Raw genomic sequence first — 16,281 nt, 5'->3', positions numbered from 1 at the left:
GATCGGGAGACGTTCCGCCCCACCTGCAACAAAGGAGATACGAAATTGAACCATCAAGTTATGGATCTTTTCAATCCGCAAACTCAGGCGCAAGTGTTCGATCAAGTTAAGATCAGCATTGCGAGCCCTGAGAAAATTCTTAGCTGGTCTTTTGGCGAAATCAAAAAGCCAGAAACGATCAACTATCGTACGTTTAAGCCGGAGCGTGATGGCTTGTTCTGTGCGCGTACATTTGGTCCGCAAAAAGACTACGAATGTCTTTGCGGCAAATATAAGCGCATGAAGTTCAAAGGCGTGATCTGTGAGAAGTGTGGCGTTGAAGTCACCTTGTCTCGGGTTCGTCGTGAGCGTATGGGCCATATCGAACTAGCAGCACCGGTTGCACACATTTGGTTCTTGAAGTCACTTCCTTCTCGTATCGCGCTATTGCTCGATATGACGTTGAAAGACGTGGAACGTGTTCTTTATTTCGAACATTATGTGGTTATTGAGCCGGGTCTTAGCCCGTTCAATGTGAACCAGTTGATCACGGAAGAAGAATTTATCGACGCCCAAGACGAATATGGCGCCGATAGCTTTACCGCGATGATTGGTGCGGAAGCCATTCGTGAGATGCTTGCGGCGCTTGACTTGGAAAAGTTGGCAGCAACACTTCGCGTGGAAATTGCAGAAGCAACCACAGAGCTTAAGCCGAAGAAATTGGGCAAGCGCCTTAAAGTTGTTGAGCAGTTCATCGTTTCGGGCAACCGTCCTGAATGGATGATCATGACGATCGTGCCGGTTATTCCACCTGAGCTGCGCCCATTGGTGCCGCTAGATGGTGGCCGTTTCGCGACGTCTGATTTGAACGATTTGTATCGTCGGGTGATCAACCGTAACAACCGTTTGAAGCGTTTGATGGAGCTTCGGGCGCCTGACATTATCATTCGTAACGAAAAGCGGATGCTTCAGGAATCTGTTGATGCGTTGTTTGATAACGGTCGTCGTGGTCGTACGATTACTGGCGCGAACAAACGTCCACTGAAATCTCTTTCAGACATGCTGAAGGGTAAACAGGGTCGTTTCCGTCAGAACTTGCTTGGTAAACGTGTTGATTATTCTGGTCGTTCAGTGATCACCGTGGGCCCTGAGTTGAAACTGCACCAATGTGGATTGCCGAAAAAGATGGCGCTTGAATTGTTCAAGCCGTTTATCTATTCGCGTCTTGAAGCAAAAGGTCTTTCAACAACGGTTAAGCAAGCGAAAAAGCTGGTTGAAAAAGAACGTCCCGAAGTTTGGGATATCTTGGACGAAGTTATTCGTGAGCACCCAGTGATGTTGAACCGTGCGCCTACATTGCACCGTTTGGGCATTCAAGCGTTTGAACCGACATTGATCGAAGGTAAAGCTATTCAGCTTCACCCACTGGTTTGTGCTGCGTTTAACGCTGACTTTGACGGTGACCAAATGGCGGTTCACGTGCCTCTTTCACTGGAAGCCCAGTTGGAAGCACGCGTATTGATGATGTCTACAAACAACATCTTGCACCCAGCCAACGGTCAGCCGATCATTGTGCCATCGCAGGATATCGTTTTGGGTCTTTATTATCTGTCTTTGATGTCAGACAATGAACCAGGTGAGGGCATGGCCTTCGCTTCTATGGGCGAAATTGAGCATGCTCTTTCTCGCGGCATCATTACGCTGCACACCAAAATTAAAGGCCGCTTCAAATCGGTTGATGCTGAAGGCAATGAAACAAGCGAAATTCATGAGACCACGCCTGGTCGTATGATGATCGCCAAATTGCTGCCCAAGAGCGACAAAGTGCCGTTCTCTGAGTGTAACCAATTGATGACGAAGAAAATGGTCTCAAAATTGATCGACACGGTTTACCGTGGTTGCGGTCAAAAAGAGACAGTGATCTTCTGTGACCAAATTATGGAACTTGGTTTCCGTAATGCGTGTAAAGCTGGTATTTCGTTTGGTAAGGATGACATGGTTATTCCTGATACCAAGGCGAAGATCGTTGACGATACTCGTCGTCAGGTTGAAGAGTTCGAACAGCAGTATAATGACGGCTTGATCACACGCGGCGAGAAGTACAACAAAGTTGTTGATGCTTGGGCCAAATGTGGTGACAAAGTTGCTGATGAGATGATGGCTCGGATTTCGTCTGTTCAGATGGATGAAGAAACCGGACGTCAAAAACCGATCAACTCGGTTTACATGATGGCGCACTCTGGTGCGCGTGGTTCACCAGCTCAAATGAAGCAACTTGCGGGTATGCGCGGTTTGATGGCTCGTCCTGATGGCGGCATCATTGAAACGCCGATTATCTCGAACTTTAAAGAAGGTTTGACCGTTAACGAGTACTTTAACTCGACCCACGGTGCGCGTAAGGGCTTGGCTGATACGGCGATGAAAACTGCGAACTCGGGTTATCTAACTCGTCGTTTGGTTGACGTTGCTCAAGATTGTATCATTACAACAAATGATTGCGGCACAGACGATGGTCTGACGATGACGCCAATTATCGATAGTGGTAACATTATCGCTTCGATTGGTAGCCGCATTCTTGGTCGTACTTCTGCTGAAGACATCGTACATCCTAAAACTGGCGAAGTGCTGGTTGCTAAGGGCGTGTTGATGGACGAAGCTGACGCAGACCGCGTTGAAGCTGGTAAAGTCAACTCAGTTAAGATCCGTTCGGTTCTAACTTGTAAGCAGCGCCACGGCGTTTGTGGATCATGTTACGGACGTGACCTTGCACGTGGTACACCTGTTAATATGGGTGAAGCGGTTGGTGTTATCGCCGCTCAGTCAATTGGTGAGCCGGGTACACAGCTGACCATGCGTACATTCCACATTGGTGGTACAGCGCAGGTTGTTGATACCTCGTTTATTGAGGCTAACCACACGGGTAAGGTTTCGTTCCGCAATGGAACTGTGGTGAAAGATAGTGAAGGCAAATGGGTCAATATGAGCCGTTCGCTACAACTTGTGATCACAGGCGATGATGGCAATGAACTTGGGCATCATAAAGTGCCGTACGGTTCAGCTTTGAAAGTTGAAGTTGGCGACATGATCAATGCTGGCCAACGTGTTGCTGAATGGGATCCTTATGTTCGTCCAATCTTGACTGAACTTGCGGGTGAAATCGGCTTTGAAGACCTTGTTGACGGCGCGTCTGTTTCAGAACAGACCGACGAAAGCACAGGCTTTACCAAGCGTTTGGTTATTGACTGGCGTTCAAACCCACGTGGCGAACATCTTAAGCCTGCTCTTACGATTTTGGGCAAAGACGGCAAAGTTGTTCAATCGGAACGTGGCAGCGATGCGCGTTACCTCTTGTCAGTTGATGCGGTTATCGCGGCTGAGCCGGGTTCAAAAGTTGGACCAGGTGACGTTATTGCGCGTATCCCACTTGAAAGTGCGAAAACAAAAGACATTACCGGTGGTTTGCCACGGGTAGCGGAATTGTTTGAAGCGCGTCGTCCTAAAGATCATGCGATTATCGCTGAGATCGATGGAACAATTCGCTTTGGTCGTGACTACAAGAACAAACGTCGTATCGTTATCGAACCTCGTGATGAGACAATGGAGCCAGCGGAATATCTCATTCCAAAAGGTAAGCCATTCCATCTTCAAGAGGGGGACCCGATTGAGCGTGGCGAATATATCTTGGACGGCAATCCTGCACCTCACGACATCTTGGCAATTAAAGGTGTTGAGGAGTTGGCGAGATACCTCGTGAATGAAATTCAAGAGGTTTACCGTCTGCAGGGTGTGGGCATCAACGATAAGCACATCGAAACGATCGTTCGTCAGATGCTGCAAAAAGTTGAAATCACGGATCCAGGTGATTCAGGTCTGATCAAAGAAGAAAATGTTGATACGATCGATTTTGATGAACTCAATGAGCGGTTGGTTGCTGATGGTCGTAAGCCAGCAGTGGGCGTACCTGTTCTGTTGGGTATCACCAAAGCGTCACTGCAAACACGTTCGTTCTTCTCAGCGGCTTCATTCCAAGAGACAACACGCGTGCTGACTGAAGCCGCGGTTAGCGGTAAGGCTGATCCACTTGAAGGTCTGAAAGAGAACATCATCGTTGGTCGCTTGATCCCAGTGGGAACAGGTGCCTTCACAGCGGATACACAGCGTATCTCTGGGAAACGTGATGATCTCATTTTGGCTGAGCGTAAGCGTCAAGCTGACGAAGAGCTTGCTACCCGCAATGCACTTCGCCTTGAAGCATCGCCTGAGACAAGTGAACAACCTGCTGAGTAGTTGCCAGTAGCGGCACCTAGCTACATGCAAAATTTACGGAGGGCGTCCCAGTGGGGCGCCCTTTGTCGTTAAAGCGGTGAATCACCTGTTTGAAGTGGTGATTCTGCAAAGTGGCCTAAGTGGTTGAAATATGATTCAAAATTGGTGCTTTTATCTAATTCAAGCGCTAATATTGATTAGTTTGATTGAATATTACGGGTTGGGTCCATCAATATCGACCTGATTGGCTGAATTCGCAAAAAAATGCCAGAAACCCTTGACGTCAGGGCCAGATCGAACTAATAACGCCCTACCTTCACAGTAGGTCGTGAAGCACCAAAATATTCGGGTCAGCCTAAAAGGCCTGAAATACAAGTGCTTCAAACACACTGACGGGTAACAGACGCGACAATTGCGAGACGCAAGATTTCCTGTTTACAGGTAATCCTCTGTATTATTTGGCGCTGCCGAGCCCCTATTTGGGGAAGGGCGGGTGCCATGTTGGTTGTTGTGAACTGTTAAACATGAGTTTTTGAACGGATGAAAAAGAAGGTTCGAGCAATATGCCGACCATAAACCAGTTGATCCGCAAGCCAAGGCAGCCAAAGCCGAAGCGGAACAAAGTACCAGCGATGGAAGCGAACCCGCAAAAGCGTGGCGTTTGCACCCGTGTGTACACAACGACCCCTAAGAAGCCTAACTCTGCGTTACGTAAAGTTGCGAAGGTTCGTCTAACGAACCAGCGTGAAGTTATTTCTTATATTCCAGGTGAAGGCCACAACCTACAAGAACACTCTGTTGTTCTTATTCGCGGTGGCCGTGTACGTGACCTTCCAGGTGTACGTTACCATATTTTGCGCGGCGTTTTGGATACCCAAAGCGTCAAGGATCGTAAACAACGTCGTTCTAAGTACGGCGCAAAGCGGCCTAAGTAAGGAGCTGTTGTAATATGTCACGTCGACATCGCGCAGAAAAACGAGAAGTCAACCCGGATCCAAAGTTCGGTGACCTAGTCGTTACGAAATTTATGAACTCGCTCATGATTGATGGCAAAAAGTCAGCAGCAGAGCGTATTGTTTACGGTGCATTCGACTTGGTCGAAGAGCGTACGAAACAAGATCCAGTTGGTGTGTTCCACACGGCTTTGGATAATATTCGCCCAGCGGTTGAGGTTCGTTCTCGCCGTGTTGGTGGTGCGACTTATCAGGTGCCTGTGGAAGTGCGGACTGAGCGTCAGCAAGCTTTGGCCATTCGTTGGTTGATTATTGCTGCTCGCGGCCGTGGTGAAAACACAATGGTTGATCGTTTGTCAGGTGAGCTAATGGACGCCCTTAACGGTCGCGGCCAAGCTGTTAAAAAACGTGAAGATACGCACCGGATGGCTGATGCCAACCGTGCATTCTCACACTACCGCTGGTAGAGCGAAAAGGGTATCACGATTATGTCTCGCGAATATAAGATCGAAGACTATCGCAATTTCGGTATCATGGCGCACATCGATGCGGGTAAAACCACAACGACTGAGCGGATCCTTTATTACACCGGTAAAAGCCACAAGATTGGTGAAGTGCACGATGGCGCTGCAACCATGGACTGGATGGAGCAAGAGCAGGAGCGGGGCATAACAATTACCTCTGCTGCAACAACTACATTCTGGCCTGGTCGTGACGGCAAAAAACGTCGCTTCAACATTATTGATACACCAGGACACGTTGATTTCACGATTGAAGTTGAACGTTCACTGCGTGTTCTTGATGGCGCGGTTGCATTGCTTGATGCGAACGCAGGTGTTGAGCCACAAACCGAAACTGTTTGGCGTCAAGCTGATAAGTACAACGTGCCGCGCATGGTTTTTGTCAATAAAATGGACAAAATCGGCGCTGATTTCTACAACTCTGTAGATATGATCAAAAAGCGCTTGGGTGCTATTCCAGTTGTTATGCAGTTGCCAATCGGTGCTGAAAACGAATTTGCTGGTGTTGTTGATCTTATTGAGATGAACGCTCTTGTTTGGAAGTCTGAAGCGCTTGGCGCTGAATGGGATGTTGTTGAAATCCCTGACGACTTGAAAGACAAAGCTGTTGAATTTCGTGAATTGTTGATCGAGACTGTTGTTGATCAAGACGAAGCTGCAATGGAAGCTTATTTGGAAGGCGTGATGCCTTCTAACGATAAGATCCGTGAATTGGTTCGTAAGGGTACAATCGACGTAGCTTTCTACCCAGTATTCTGTGGTTCTGCCTTTAAGAACAAGGGTGTACAGCCTCTTCTTGATGCTGTGGTTGATTACTTGCCGTCTCCCATCGATATTCCAGCTATCACTGGTATTGACGTGCGCACTGAAGAACCTGTTACACGTCATGCTTCTGATGATGAGCCATTTTCAATGCTTGCGTTTAAGATTGCTAACGATCCTCACATGGGTTCATTGACATTCTGTCGTATTTACTCTGGTACGCTTGAAGCTGGTTCTGCTGTAGAGAACACAGTTAAAGAGAAAAAGGAGCGTGTTGGTCGTATGTTTGAGATGCACTCAAACAGCCGCGAACAAATTCAAAACGCTTATGCTGGTGATATTGTTGCTATCGTTGGTCTTAAGGACACAACAACTGGCGACACTCTTTGTGCCCCGAATTCAAAAGTAATTCTTGAGCGCATGGAATTCCCAGATCCAGTTATTGATATTGCTGTGGAGCCAAAGACTAAAGCTGACCAAGAAAAGATGGGCCTCGCGCTTAATCGTCTTGCTGCTGAAGATCCAAGTTTCCGGGTGAAATCAGACGAAGAGAGCGGCCAAACAATTATCTCAGGTATGGGCGAGTTGCACCTCGACATTCTTGTGGATCGTATGAAGCGCGAATTTGGCGTTGAAGCGAATATTGGTCAGCCTCAAGTGGCATACCGGGAGACAATCACCAAGGTTGCAGATCACGACTATACCCACAAGAAACAATCTGGTGGTTCTGGTCAGTTTGCGCGCATCAAGTTCACAATTGAACCTGGTGAACCAGGCGTGGGTCTAGAGTTTAACGACACTGTTACTGGTGGTAACGTTCCTAAAGAATACATTCCAGGTGTTCACAAAGGTGCGAAGTCTATCATGGCATCCGGTCCAATTGCTGGTTTCCCATTGGTTGACGTTAAGTTCACTTTGAAAGACGGCGCATATCATGATGTTGACTCATCTGTGATGGCGTTTGAATTGGCCGGTCGTGCTGGTTTCCGTGAAGCTATTAAGATGGCTGGACCGAAACTTCTCGAACCGATCATGAAAGTGGAAGCGGTTAGTCCTGAAGAATATACCGGTTCAATTATTGGTGATCTGACTTCACGTCGTGGTCAGGTTCAAGGTCAAGACATGCGTGGCAATGCTACGGTTATTGATGCATTCGTTCCATTGGCCAACATGTTTGGTTATGTGAATACATTGCGCTCAATGAGCCAAGGTCGTGCCCAGTTTAGCATGGTGTTTGATCACTACGCACAAGTGCCACAACAAGTGGCTGATGAAGTTGTGGCGCAAAGCGCCAGTTAATTTTGAGTTTAACGCCAGCACTACGCTGATACGAAATACGGAGAGAGCGATATGGCGAAGGAAAAGTTTGAGCGGAACAAGCCGCACGTAAACATTGGAACGATTGGTCACGTTGACCACGGCAAGACAACATTGACAGCAGCGATTACGAAAGTATTGGCTGAGGCTCAAGGTGGTGTTGCTACGGCGTTTGACGAGATTGACAAAGCGCCAGAAGAAAAAGCACGTGGTATTACGATTTCTACTGCTCACGTTGAGTATGAGACAGACAATCGTCACTACGCACACGTTGATTGCCCGGGTCACGCTGATTATGTGAAAAACATGATCACTGGTGCGGCGCAAATGGATGGCGGGATTTTGGTTGTTAACGCAGCTGATGGCCCTATGCCTCAAACACGTGAGCACATTCTTCTTGCCCGTCAGGTTGGTGTTCCAGCGCTTGTTGTTTTCTTGAACAAAGTTGATCAAGTTGATGACGAAGAGCTTTTGGAATTGGTTGAAATGGAAGTTCGTGAGCTTCTTTCTTCTTATGAATTCCCTGGTGACGACATTCCGATTATTGCAGGTTCTGCTTTGGCAGCGCTTGAAGGTCGTGATGACGAAATCGGCAAGAACAAAATTCTTGAGTTGATGGCGGCTGTTGATGAGTTTATCCCAACACCAGCACGTCCTGTTGATCAGCCATTTTTGATGCCAATTGAAGATGTGTTCTCAATTTCTGGCCGTGGTACAGTTGTTACCGGTCGTGTTGAGCGTGGCATTGTTAAAGTTGGCGAAGAAGTTGAAATCGTTGGCATTAAAGACACACAGAAAACAACAGTTACTGGTGTTGAAATGTTCCGTAAGTTGCTCGACAGCGGAGAAGCTGGCGACAATATCGGTGCTTTGATCCGTGGTGTTGATCGTGAGCAAGTTGAGCGTGGCCAAGTTCTTTGTAAGCCAGGTTCAGTAACGCCGCACACCAAGTTCATTGGTGAAGCGATTATTCTGACGAAAGACGAGGGTGGTCGTCATACGCCATTCTTTGACAACTACCGTCCACAGTTCTACTTCCGTACAACTGACGTGACTGGTGTTGTGACTTTGCCAGAAGGCACCGAAATGGTGATGCCTGGTGACCGTGTTGAGATGAATGTTGAATTGATCGTACCGATCGCGATGGAAGCTCAACTGCGCTTCGCTATTCGTGAAGGTGGCCGTACCGTTGGTGCCGGCGTCGTTTCAAAAATCATCGAGTAGATTTAACAGCGCATAGGCGGCGCGTTTTCAACGTGCCGCTGACGCGTATTTTTAGGAAGCATCGACATGAATGGTCAAAACATTCGTATCCGGCTTAAAGCGTTCGACCATCGAGTACTCGATAGTTCAACGAGTGAGATCGTAAACACTGCTAAGCGCACAGGCGCTCAAGTTCGTGGCCCGATCCCATTGCCAACACGAATTGACAAATACACTGTCAACCGTTCGCCGCACGTTAATAAAAAGAGCCGCGAACAATTTGAAATTCGGACTCACAAGCGTCTTTTGGACATTGTTGAGCCTACTCCACAGACAGTGGATGCACTCATGAAGTTAGACTTGGCGGCCGGTGTGGACGTCGAGATCAAACTTTAAGATAAAAGAAAAAGGTGTAAACCGATGCGTTCAGGTGTGATCGCACAGAAGCTGGGCATGACCCGGATCTTTACAGAAGATGGACAAGACATCCCTGTAACGGTTCTCGGTCTTCAGAACTGCCAAGTTGTCGCTCAGCGGACGGCGGACAAAGATGGTTATACAGCGCTCCAATTGGGTGCTGGTACGGCCAAAGTAAAGAATGTAACTCGAGCTGGCCGTGGCCATTTCGCGGTTGCTAAAGTTGAGCCTAAGCGCAAGCTGGCTGAATTCCGGGTAACGGAAAGCAACATGATTGATGTGGGCGCCGAAATGTTGGCCGACCACTTTAATATCGGTCAGTTGGTTGACGTGTCTGGTACTTCAATCGGTAAGGGTTTTGCCGGTGCGATGAAGCGTCACAACTTTAGCGGCATGCGTGCTACTCACGGTGTTTCTATCTCTCACCGTGCACATGGTGCGACCGGTCAGTGTCAAGATCCAGGTAAAGTCTTCAAAGGTAAGAAGATGGCTGGTCATATGGGTGCTGTTCGTTCAACTACTCAGAACCTTAAAGTGATTAAGACCGATGTAGATCGTGGCTTGATCATGGTTCAGGGTGCTGTGCCAGGCTCAAAAGGCGGTTGGATTATGGTTCGCGACGCTGTTAAAAAAGCAATTCCTTCGGATGCACCAACACCTGGTTCATTCAAAGCAATTGAAGCAGCAGCTACACCAGCAGCAGAAGTTCAAGAAGGGGGCGCTGAATAATGGAATTGTCAGTAACAACTCTTGAAGGTAAAGCAGCTGGTAAAGTTGAGCTTGCAGATGACGTGTTTGGTCTAGAGCCACGCGCAGACATTTTGCACCGTATGGTTCGTTATCAGCAGTTGAAAAAAATGGCTGGTACGCACGAAACTAAAGGTCGTTCCGATATTCGCGGAACAACCAAGAAGTTCGTACGCCAAAAAGGTTCAGGTGGCGCGCGTCACGGTAACCGTAAGGTTCCTCAGTTCCGTGGTGGTGGTCGTGCTTTTGGTCCGGTTACTCGTTCACATGCGATTGATTTGCCGAAAAAAGTTCGTGCCATGGCGCTAAAACATGCTTTGTCTACCAAAGCAAAATCTGGTGACTTGGTCATTCTTGATAAAGCCGAAGCAAAAGAGCCTAAGACTGCTGCACTACTGAAGTCTTTTGGCGCACTTGGTTTTGACAATGCATTGATTATCGGTGGCGCTGAATTGGACGAGAACTTCTCTCGTGCAGCAAGCAACATCATGCATATCGATGTTTTGCCGGCTCAAGGTATCAACGTTTATGACATCCTTCGTCGCACTAAATTGGTCTTGACCAAAGCGGCATTGGAAAGCTTGGAGGCACGTTTCTCATGAGCACTGAACGCGCATACAACATTATTCGCAACCCAGTTGTGACAGAGAAATCAACTATTGCTTCCGAGCATAACCAAGTTGTTTTTGACGTGGCGATTGACGCGACTAAGCCTGAAATTAAGGCTGCTGTTGAAGGTTTGTTCTCTGTAAAGGTACAAGCGGTCAACACGCTGATCCGCAAAGGCAAAGAAAAACGTTTTAAGGGCCGTGTTGGTCAACGTAAAGACGTTAAGAAGGCCATCGTAACTTTGGTAGAAGGTCAGTCTATTGACCTTTCAACCGGACTTTAGGGTAGGGACGATTAAAAAATGGCTTTGAAGCATTATAATCCCACCACGCCAAGCCAACGTGCTTTGGTCGGTATTGATCGCTCTGAACTACACAAGGGCGGCCCGGTCAAGAAGTTGACGTCTGGTTTGACGAACAAGGGTGGTCGAAATAATTCTGGTCGCATCACTATGCGTCGCCAAGGTGGCGGTGTTAAGCGGTCATACCGTTTGATCGACTTCAAACGTCGCAAGTATGACGTTGTTGGTACTGTTGAGCGTTTGGAATATGATCCAAACCGTACAGCCTTCATCGCGCTTGTGAACTATGAAGACGGTGAACAAGTTTATATCTTGGCGCCACAGCGCTTGGGTGCTGGTGATAAAGTTGTCGCCTCACGCAATGCGGTTGATGTGAAGCCAGGTAATGCGATGCCACTTGAGCGTATGCCAGTGGGTACGATCGTACACAATGTTGAGATGAAGCCCTTGAAGGGTGGCCAAATGGCGCGTTCAGCTGGAACTTATGTTCAGTATGTTGGCCGTGACCAAGGAATGGCAATTCTTCGCTTGGGTTCTGGTGAACAACGTCTTGTTCCTGGTTCTTGTATGGCAACTGTTGGTGCGGTTTCAAACGCCGACCATTCGAACACAAATATTGGTAAAGCTGGCCGTAATCGCTGGTTGGGTAAACGTCCAAGTGTTCGTGGTGTTGCAATGAACCCGGTTGATCACCCACACGGTGGTGGTGAAGGTCGTACTTCTGGTGGTCGTCACCCAGTGACACCTTGGGGTAAACCAACTAAGGGCAAGCGTACACGCTCAAATAAATCCACGGACAAATTCATTGTTCGTTCACGTCATCAGAAGAAGGGCAGGTAGGTCAAATGACACGTTCTGTTTGGAAAGGTCCGTTTGTAGACGGATATCTGATCAAAAAAGCCGAGAAGGTCCGCGAAGGCGGCCGCAACGAGGTTATCAAAATCTGGAGCCGTCGCTCTACTATTTTGCCTCAGTTTGTTGGATTGACCTTTGGTGTTTATAACGGCCAGAAACACGTGCCTGTTAATATTAGCGAAGAGATGATTGGCCACAAGTTTGGCGAATTCTCTCCGACCCGGACATATTACGGACACGGCGCCGATAAGAAGGCGAAGAGGAAGTAACGATGGGTAAGGCAAAGCGGGAACGTTCGCTTAAAGACAACGAGGCACGAGCAGTGTTGCGCCAAGTGCGCACCAGCCCTCAAAAGCTGAACCTCGTTGCAACTACCATCCGTGGTAAGAAAGTTGAAAAGGCCTTGGCTGAATTGACTTTCTCTCCTAAGCGGATTGCAAAAGACGTGAAAAAGACATTGGAAAGCGCCATTGCCAATGCGGAGAACAACCACGGTCTGGATACAGACGCATTGGTTGTTGCTGAAGCATATGTCGGCAAATCGCTTGTGATGAAACGTTTTCGTCCGCGTGCACGTGGTCGTGTAGGAAAGATTTTGAAACCTTTCTCACACTTGACAATCGTTGTGCGTGAAGTTGAGGAGGCCGCATAATGGGCCATAAGATCAATCCAATTGGTTTTCGCCTTGGCGTAAACCGCACTTGGGACAGCCGCTGGTACGCCAACAAAGGCGAATTCGGAACGTTGTTGCAAGAAGATTTGAAGATCCGCAAAATGCTTGAGGAAACACTCAAACAAGCTGCGGTATCTAAGATCGTTATCGAGCGTCCTCACCGGAAGTGTCGTGTGTCTATTCACACAGCCCGTCCTGGTATCGTGATCGGTAAAAAGGGCGCTGACATTGAAAAGCTTCGTGCAAAAGTACGTAAGTTTACAGATTCAGAAGTGCACTTGAACATTGTTGAAGTTCGCAAGCCTGAAACAGATGCAACTTTGGTTGCGCAAGGTATCGCACAGCAACTTGAACGTCGGGTTTCATTCCGACGCGCAATGAAGCGTTCGGTACAAACAGCAATGCGCATGGGCGCTCAAGGCATTCGAGTGAATGTTGCGGGTCGTTTGGGCGGTGCTGATATTGCGCGGACTGAATGGTATCGTGAAGGTCGGGTTCCGTTGCACACTTTGCGTGCGGATATCGACTATGGTACTGCAGAAGGCGAAACAACATTCGGCATTATCGGTATTAAAGTTTGGATTTTCAAAGGCGAAATTCTTGAACATGATCCGATGGCACACGAACGTCGTGCTACTGAAGGCTCAGGGGATAAGAAACCTCAGCGTCAGCAGCGTCGCCAGAACGCCGGTTAAGGAGCATATTGAAAAATGTTGCAACCTAAACGCACTAAATTCCGCAAAATGCATAAAGGCCGCATTCGCGGTGTTGCAAAAGGCGGTAGCGCTTTGAACTTTGGGTCTCACGGCCTTAAAGCACAAGAGCCAGAACGTGTGACGTCGCGCCAAATTGAGGCTGCTCGTCGCGCAATGACTCGCCATATGAAACGGGCGGGTCGAGTATGGATCAGAATTTTCCCTGATGTACCAGTAAGCTCTAAGCCTACTGAAGTCCGGATGGGTAAAGGTAAGGGTTCTGTAGATTATTGGGCCGCTCGGGTTAAACCTGGTCGGGTCATGTTTGAGATCGACGGTGTGTCGGACGAAGTTGCTCGTGAAGCCTTGCGCCTAGCAGCAATGAAGTTGCCGATCAAGACACGTGTTGTTACACGTATCGCCGACTAAGGGATCGATGAGATGAATGCGAATGATGTGCGGACTAAAACCGCAGACGAGCTGAACCAAGAATTGTTAAACCTTAAGAAAGAGCAGTTCAATCTGCGCTTTCAAGGTGCAACTCAGCAGCTTGAAAATACCGCGCGAATTCGGCAAGTACGCCGCGACGTCGCACGGGTGAAAACAATCCTGCGCGAAAAAAGCGTAGCAGGCGAGTAGGAGCGGCTTGATGCCAAAGCGTATATTGCAAGGGACTGTAGTCTCTGACAAGAACGATAAAACGATTGTTGTGCGCGTCGAACGTCGATTCACACACCCACTTTTGAAAAAAGTGGTACGTCGTTCAAAGAAATATCAGGCTCACGATGAAGCTAATGTTGCCAAAACTGGTGATATTGTCCAAATCGAAGAATGTGCGCCGATTTCGAAGAATAAAAGATGGACCGTTGTTCCTGCCTCTTAATTGAGTGCAGAATTTCGGATTTGGATTTAAGTAGAGGTTGGGTTACACCAACCGACAATTAAGAAGGCTACCAGTCATGATTCAGATGCAGACGAATCTCGATGTCGCGGATAATTCCGGTGCGCGTCGTGTTATGTGCATCAAGGTGCTGGGCGGCTCTAAGCGTAAATACGCTTCTGTTGGCGACACTATTGTTGTTTCCGTTAAAGAAGCTATTCCGCGTGGCCGTGTTAAAAAGGGACAAGTTATGCGTGCAGTAGTTGTACGTACAGCTAAAGACATCCGTCGTCCTGATGGCACTACGATCCGTTTTGACCGCAATGCAGCGGTTTTGGTGAACACTAGTGAAGAGCCAATCGGCACACGTATTTTTGGCCCAGTTCCTCGTGAATTGCGTTCCAAGAACCACATGAAGATTGTTTCGCTTGCGCCGGAGGTGCTCTAGCAATGGCCGCAAAGATTAAAAAGGGTGACAAGGTTATTGTCCTCACTGGTCGCGATAAGGGTAAAACCGGCGACGTGTTGAACATTAACCCAAGCGACAACCGTGCGCTTGTACAGGGTGTAAACCTTGTTAAACGTCACACACGTGCAACTCAAACTGATGAGGGCGGCATCTTGACAAAAGAAGCGCCGATTCATCTGTCAAACATTGCGCTTGTTGATCCTAAAGAGAACAAGGCAACTCGTGTTGGTTTTGTTGTTAAGGATGGCGAGAAAAAGCGCGTTGCGAAACGCTCGGGAGAAGTGATCAATGGCTGAGAACAACGTCCCACGCCTACGCACGCACTATGATGAAGTTGTTCGTGCGGCTTTGGCCGAAGAATTTAACTACAAGAACCCAATGCAAATCCCAAAACTCGAGAAAATCGTGTTGAATATGGGTGTGGGTGCTGCGGTTAATGACAGCAAAAAAGTCAAGTCAGCTGCTGCTGATTTGGAAGCTATTGCTGGTCAAAAAGTTGTTATTACACACGCAAAGAAATCAATTGCGGGCTTTAAAGTTCGTGAAGAGATGCCTTTGGGTTGTAAAGTGACACTTCGCAAGGCGCAGATGTACGAATTTATGGACCGTTTGGTGAACATTGCTTTGCCACGCGTACGTGACTTTCGTGGGTTGAATATAAAAAGCTTTGACGGTCGTGGCAATTTTGCTATGGGCATCAAGGAACATATTATTTTCCCTGAAATTAATTACGACCAAGTAGACCAAATTTGGGGCATGGACGTGATTGTTTGTACGACTGCAAACACAAATGAAGAAGCGTTGGCGCTTCTTAAGGGCTTTAACTTCCCGTTTGGGCAAACAGCCTAAGACGTGACAGTCGGATAAGGACTATAGAAGAATGGCAAAGAAAAGCGCCGTAGAGAACAATGAGAAAAAGCGTAAAATGGTTGCACGTGATGCAGCTAAGCGCGCCGCTCTCAAAGCGATCACAAAAGACGCATCAATTCCACTTGAAGAGCGGTTTCAGGCTCAGCTTAAATTAGCTGCTATGCCTCGCAATGGAGCCGCAACTCGTGTGCGCAACCGTTGTGAAGTTACCGGTCGCCCTCGTGGTTATTATCGTAAGCTCAAATTATCACGTATTGCATTACGCGATTTGGGCAATAAGGGAAAAATCCCTGGCCTCGTGAAATCGAGCTGGTAAGGAGAATTAAGCGATGAGTTTTACTGATCCGCTTGGTGATATGCTAACACGTATTCGGAATGCGCAAATGCGCAGCCGGACTACTGTTAAAACACCTGCATCTAAATTGCGGGCTCGTGTGTTGGATGTTTTGAAGTCTGAAGGCTTTATTCGTGGCTATACTGTTTCTGAATTTGAAAACGGTGTCTCGGAAATTGACGTTGAGTTGAAATATCTTGACGACAAGCCTGTCATTCGCGAAATCCAACGTGTTTCAAAACCTGGCCGTCGTGTGTATGCCTCTGTGAAAAGTATTCCACAGGTTGCAAATGGCTTGGGCGTTTCGATCGTTTCTACACCAAAAGGTGTAATGGCTGATCATGAAGCACGTATAAACAATGTTGGTGGAGAAGTTTTGTGCCGCGTCTTCTAGACCGGTTACGATTTTCCTTTATTAAAGCTACGGTTT

The 16,281-nt window shown here is 47.8% G+C and carries 21 protein-coding genes; all 21 read left to right on the top strand.

All coding sequences use genetic code 11. The features are described 5' to 3' along the window. The first annotated feature begins 45 nt into the window (after nucleotides 1-45). The 21 genes from rpoC to rpsH all read left to right on the top strand — a co-directional run bounded on the left by rpoC (nucleotide 46) and on the right by rpsH (nucleotide 16,245). Complete coding sequence (gene rpoC, locus ACSHWX_RS12470) at nucleotides 46-4,266, top strand: DNA-directed RNA polymerase subunit beta' (RefSeq protein ID WP_435668556.1); 4,221 nt, start codon at nucleotides 46-48, stop codon at nucleotides 4,264-4,266. A gap of 542 nt (nucleotides 4,267-4,808) precedes the next feature. Continuing rightward, the gene (gene rpsL, locus ACSHWX_RS12465) at nucleotides 4,809-5,180 is read left to right on the top strand and encodes a 30S ribosomal protein S12 (protein WP_415158197.1); all 372 of its coding nucleotides are present in this window, start codon (nucleotides 4,809-4,811) and stop codon (nucleotides 5,178-5,180) included. Nucleotides 5,181-5,194: 14 nt separating this feature from the next. Continuing rightward, entirely contained in the window at nucleotides 5,195-5,665 is a 471-nt protein-coding gene (gene rpsG, locus ACSHWX_RS12460) for a 30S ribosomal protein S7 (RefSeq protein ID WP_435668555.1), read from the top strand. A 21-nt stretch (nucleotides 5,666-5,686) separates the two neighbouring features. Continuing rightward, nucleotides 5,687-7,780, top strand: a complete 2,094-nt coding sequence (fusA, locus tag ACSHWX_RS12455) for an elongation factor G (protein WP_435668554.1) — start codon at nucleotides 5,687-5,689, stop codon at nucleotides 7,778-7,780. 51 nt (nucleotides 7,781-7,831) lie between these two features. Beyond that, nucleotides 7,832-9,022: an elongation factor Tu gene (gene tuf / locus ACSHWX_RS12450; RefSeq protein WP_435668553.1), complete on the top strand. Its 1,191-nt coding sequence runs from the start codon at nucleotides 7,832-7,834 to the stop codon at nucleotides 9,020-9,022. Nucleotides 9,023-9,088: 66 nt separating this feature from the next. After that, nucleotides 9,089-9,397 (top strand): 30S ribosomal protein S10, encoded by a 309-nt coding sequence (gene rpsJ, locus ACSHWX_RS12445; protein ID WP_435668552.1) that lies wholly within the window; start codon nucleotides 9,089-9,091, stop codon nucleotides 9,395-9,397. A 24-nt stretch (nucleotides 9,398-9,421) separates the two neighbouring features. Next, a complete protein-coding gene (gene rplC, locus ACSHWX_RS12440) occupies nucleotides 9,422-10,147 on the top strand; it encodes a 50S ribosomal protein L3 (protein ID WP_435668551.1) in 726 nt (241 codons plus the stop codon). After that, entirely contained in the window at nucleotides 10,147-10,767 is a 621-nt protein-coding gene (gene rplD / locus ACSHWX_RS12435) for a 50S ribosomal protein L4 (protein ID WP_435668550.1), read from the top strand. Before rplC ends, rplD begins: the two co-directional genes overlap by 1 nt. Continuing rightward, the gene (locus ACSHWX_RS12430; RefSeq protein ID WP_435668549.1) at nucleotides 10,764-11,057 is read left to right on the top strand and encodes a 50S ribosomal protein L23; all 294 of its coding nucleotides are present in this window, start codon (nucleotides 10,764-10,766) and stop codon (nucleotides 11,055-11,057) included. Before rplD ends, ACSHWX_RS12430 begins: the two co-directional genes overlap by 4 nt. A gap of 18 nt (nucleotides 11,058-11,075) precedes the next feature. Beyond that, nucleotides 11,076-11,915, top strand: a complete 840-nt coding sequence (gene rplB / locus ACSHWX_RS12425) for a 50S ribosomal protein L2 (protein ID WP_435668548.1) — start codon at nucleotides 11,076-11,078, stop codon at nucleotides 11,913-11,915. Nucleotides 11,916-11,920: 5 nt separating this feature from the next. Beyond that, complete coding sequence (gene rpsS / locus ACSHWX_RS12420) at nucleotides 11,921-12,199, top strand: 30S ribosomal protein S19 (RefSeq protein ID WP_435668547.1); 279 nt, start codon at nucleotides 11,921-11,923, stop codon at nucleotides 12,197-12,199. A 2-nt stretch (nucleotides 12,200-12,201) separates the two neighbouring features. Next, entirely contained in the window at nucleotides 12,202-12,582 is a 381-nt protein-coding gene (gene rplV / locus ACSHWX_RS12415; RefSeq protein ID WP_435668546.1) for a 50S ribosomal protein L22, read from the top strand. Next, entirely contained in the window at nucleotides 12,582-13,298 is a 717-nt protein-coding gene (gene rpsC, locus ACSHWX_RS12410) for a 30S ribosomal protein S3 (protein WP_435668545.1), read from the top strand. Before rplV ends, rpsC begins: the two co-directional genes overlap by 1 nt. A 15-nt stretch (nucleotides 13,299-13,313) precedes the next feature. Then, on the top strand, nucleotides 13,314-13,727 hold the full coding sequence (rplP, locus tag ACSHWX_RS12405) for a 50S ribosomal protein L16 (RefSeq protein WP_435668544.1): 414 nt from the start codon (nucleotides 13,314-13,316) through the stop codon (nucleotides 13,725-13,727). A gap of 12 nt (nucleotides 13,728-13,739) precedes the next feature. Next, nucleotides 13,740-13,937, top strand: coding sequence for a 50S ribosomal protein L29 (rpmC, locus tag ACSHWX_RS12400; protein ID WP_435668543.1), 198 nt, complete (start codon nucleotides 13,740-13,742; stop codon nucleotides 13,935-13,937). A 10-nt stretch (nucleotides 13,938-13,947) separates the two neighbouring features. Beyond that, nucleotides 13,948-14,181 carry a 30S ribosomal protein S17 gene (gene rpsQ / locus ACSHWX_RS12395; protein ID WP_435668542.1) on the top strand — a complete coding sequence of 78 codons (234 nt, stop codon included), beginning with the start codon at nucleotides 13,948-13,950 and terminating at the stop codon, nucleotides 14,179-14,181. 76 nt (nucleotides 14,182-14,257) lie between these two features. After that, nucleotides 14,258-14,626 carry a 50S ribosomal protein L14 gene (gene rplN, locus ACSHWX_RS12390; RefSeq protein ID WP_284365725.1) on the top strand — a complete coding sequence of 123 codons (369 nt, stop codon included), beginning with the start codon at nucleotides 14,258-14,260 and terminating at the stop codon, nucleotides 14,624-14,626. Nucleotides 14,627-14,628: 2 nt separating this feature from the next. Further along, entirely contained in the window at nucleotides 14,629-14,943 is a 315-nt protein-coding gene (rplX, locus tag ACSHWX_RS12385; RefSeq protein ID WP_435668541.1) for a 50S ribosomal protein L24, read from the top strand. Continuing rightward, nucleotides 14,936-15,496 carry a 50S ribosomal protein L5 gene (gene rplE / locus ACSHWX_RS12380; RefSeq protein ID WP_435668540.1) on the top strand — a complete coding sequence of 187 codons (561 nt, stop codon included), beginning with the start codon at nucleotides 14,936-14,938 and terminating at the stop codon, nucleotides 15,494-15,496. Before rplX ends, rplE begins: the two co-directional genes overlap by 8 nt. Nucleotides 15,497-15,527: 31 nt before the next feature. Beyond that, nucleotides 15,528-15,833, top strand: a complete 306-nt coding sequence (gene rpsN / locus ACSHWX_RS12375) for a 30S ribosomal protein S14 (protein WP_435668539.1) — start codon at nucleotides 15,528-15,530, stop codon at nucleotides 15,831-15,833. A 13-nt stretch (nucleotides 15,834-15,846) separates the two neighbouring features. Continuing rightward, nucleotides 15,847-16,245, top strand: coding sequence for a 30S ribosomal protein S8 (gene rpsH, locus ACSHWX_RS12370; RefSeq protein WP_435668538.1), 399 nt, complete (start codon nucleotides 15,847-15,849; stop codon nucleotides 16,243-16,245). Nucleotides 16,246-16,281 lie beyond the last annotated feature (36 nt).

This window comes from Maritalea sp. (assembly GCF_051251695.1).
Lineage (GTDB): Bacteria > Pseudomonadota > Alphaproteobacteria > Rhizobiales > Devosiaceae > Maritalea.
The sequence above is the reverse complement of the archived record's forward strand: the minus strand, read 5'-3'. Positions and strand labels throughout refer to the sequence as shown.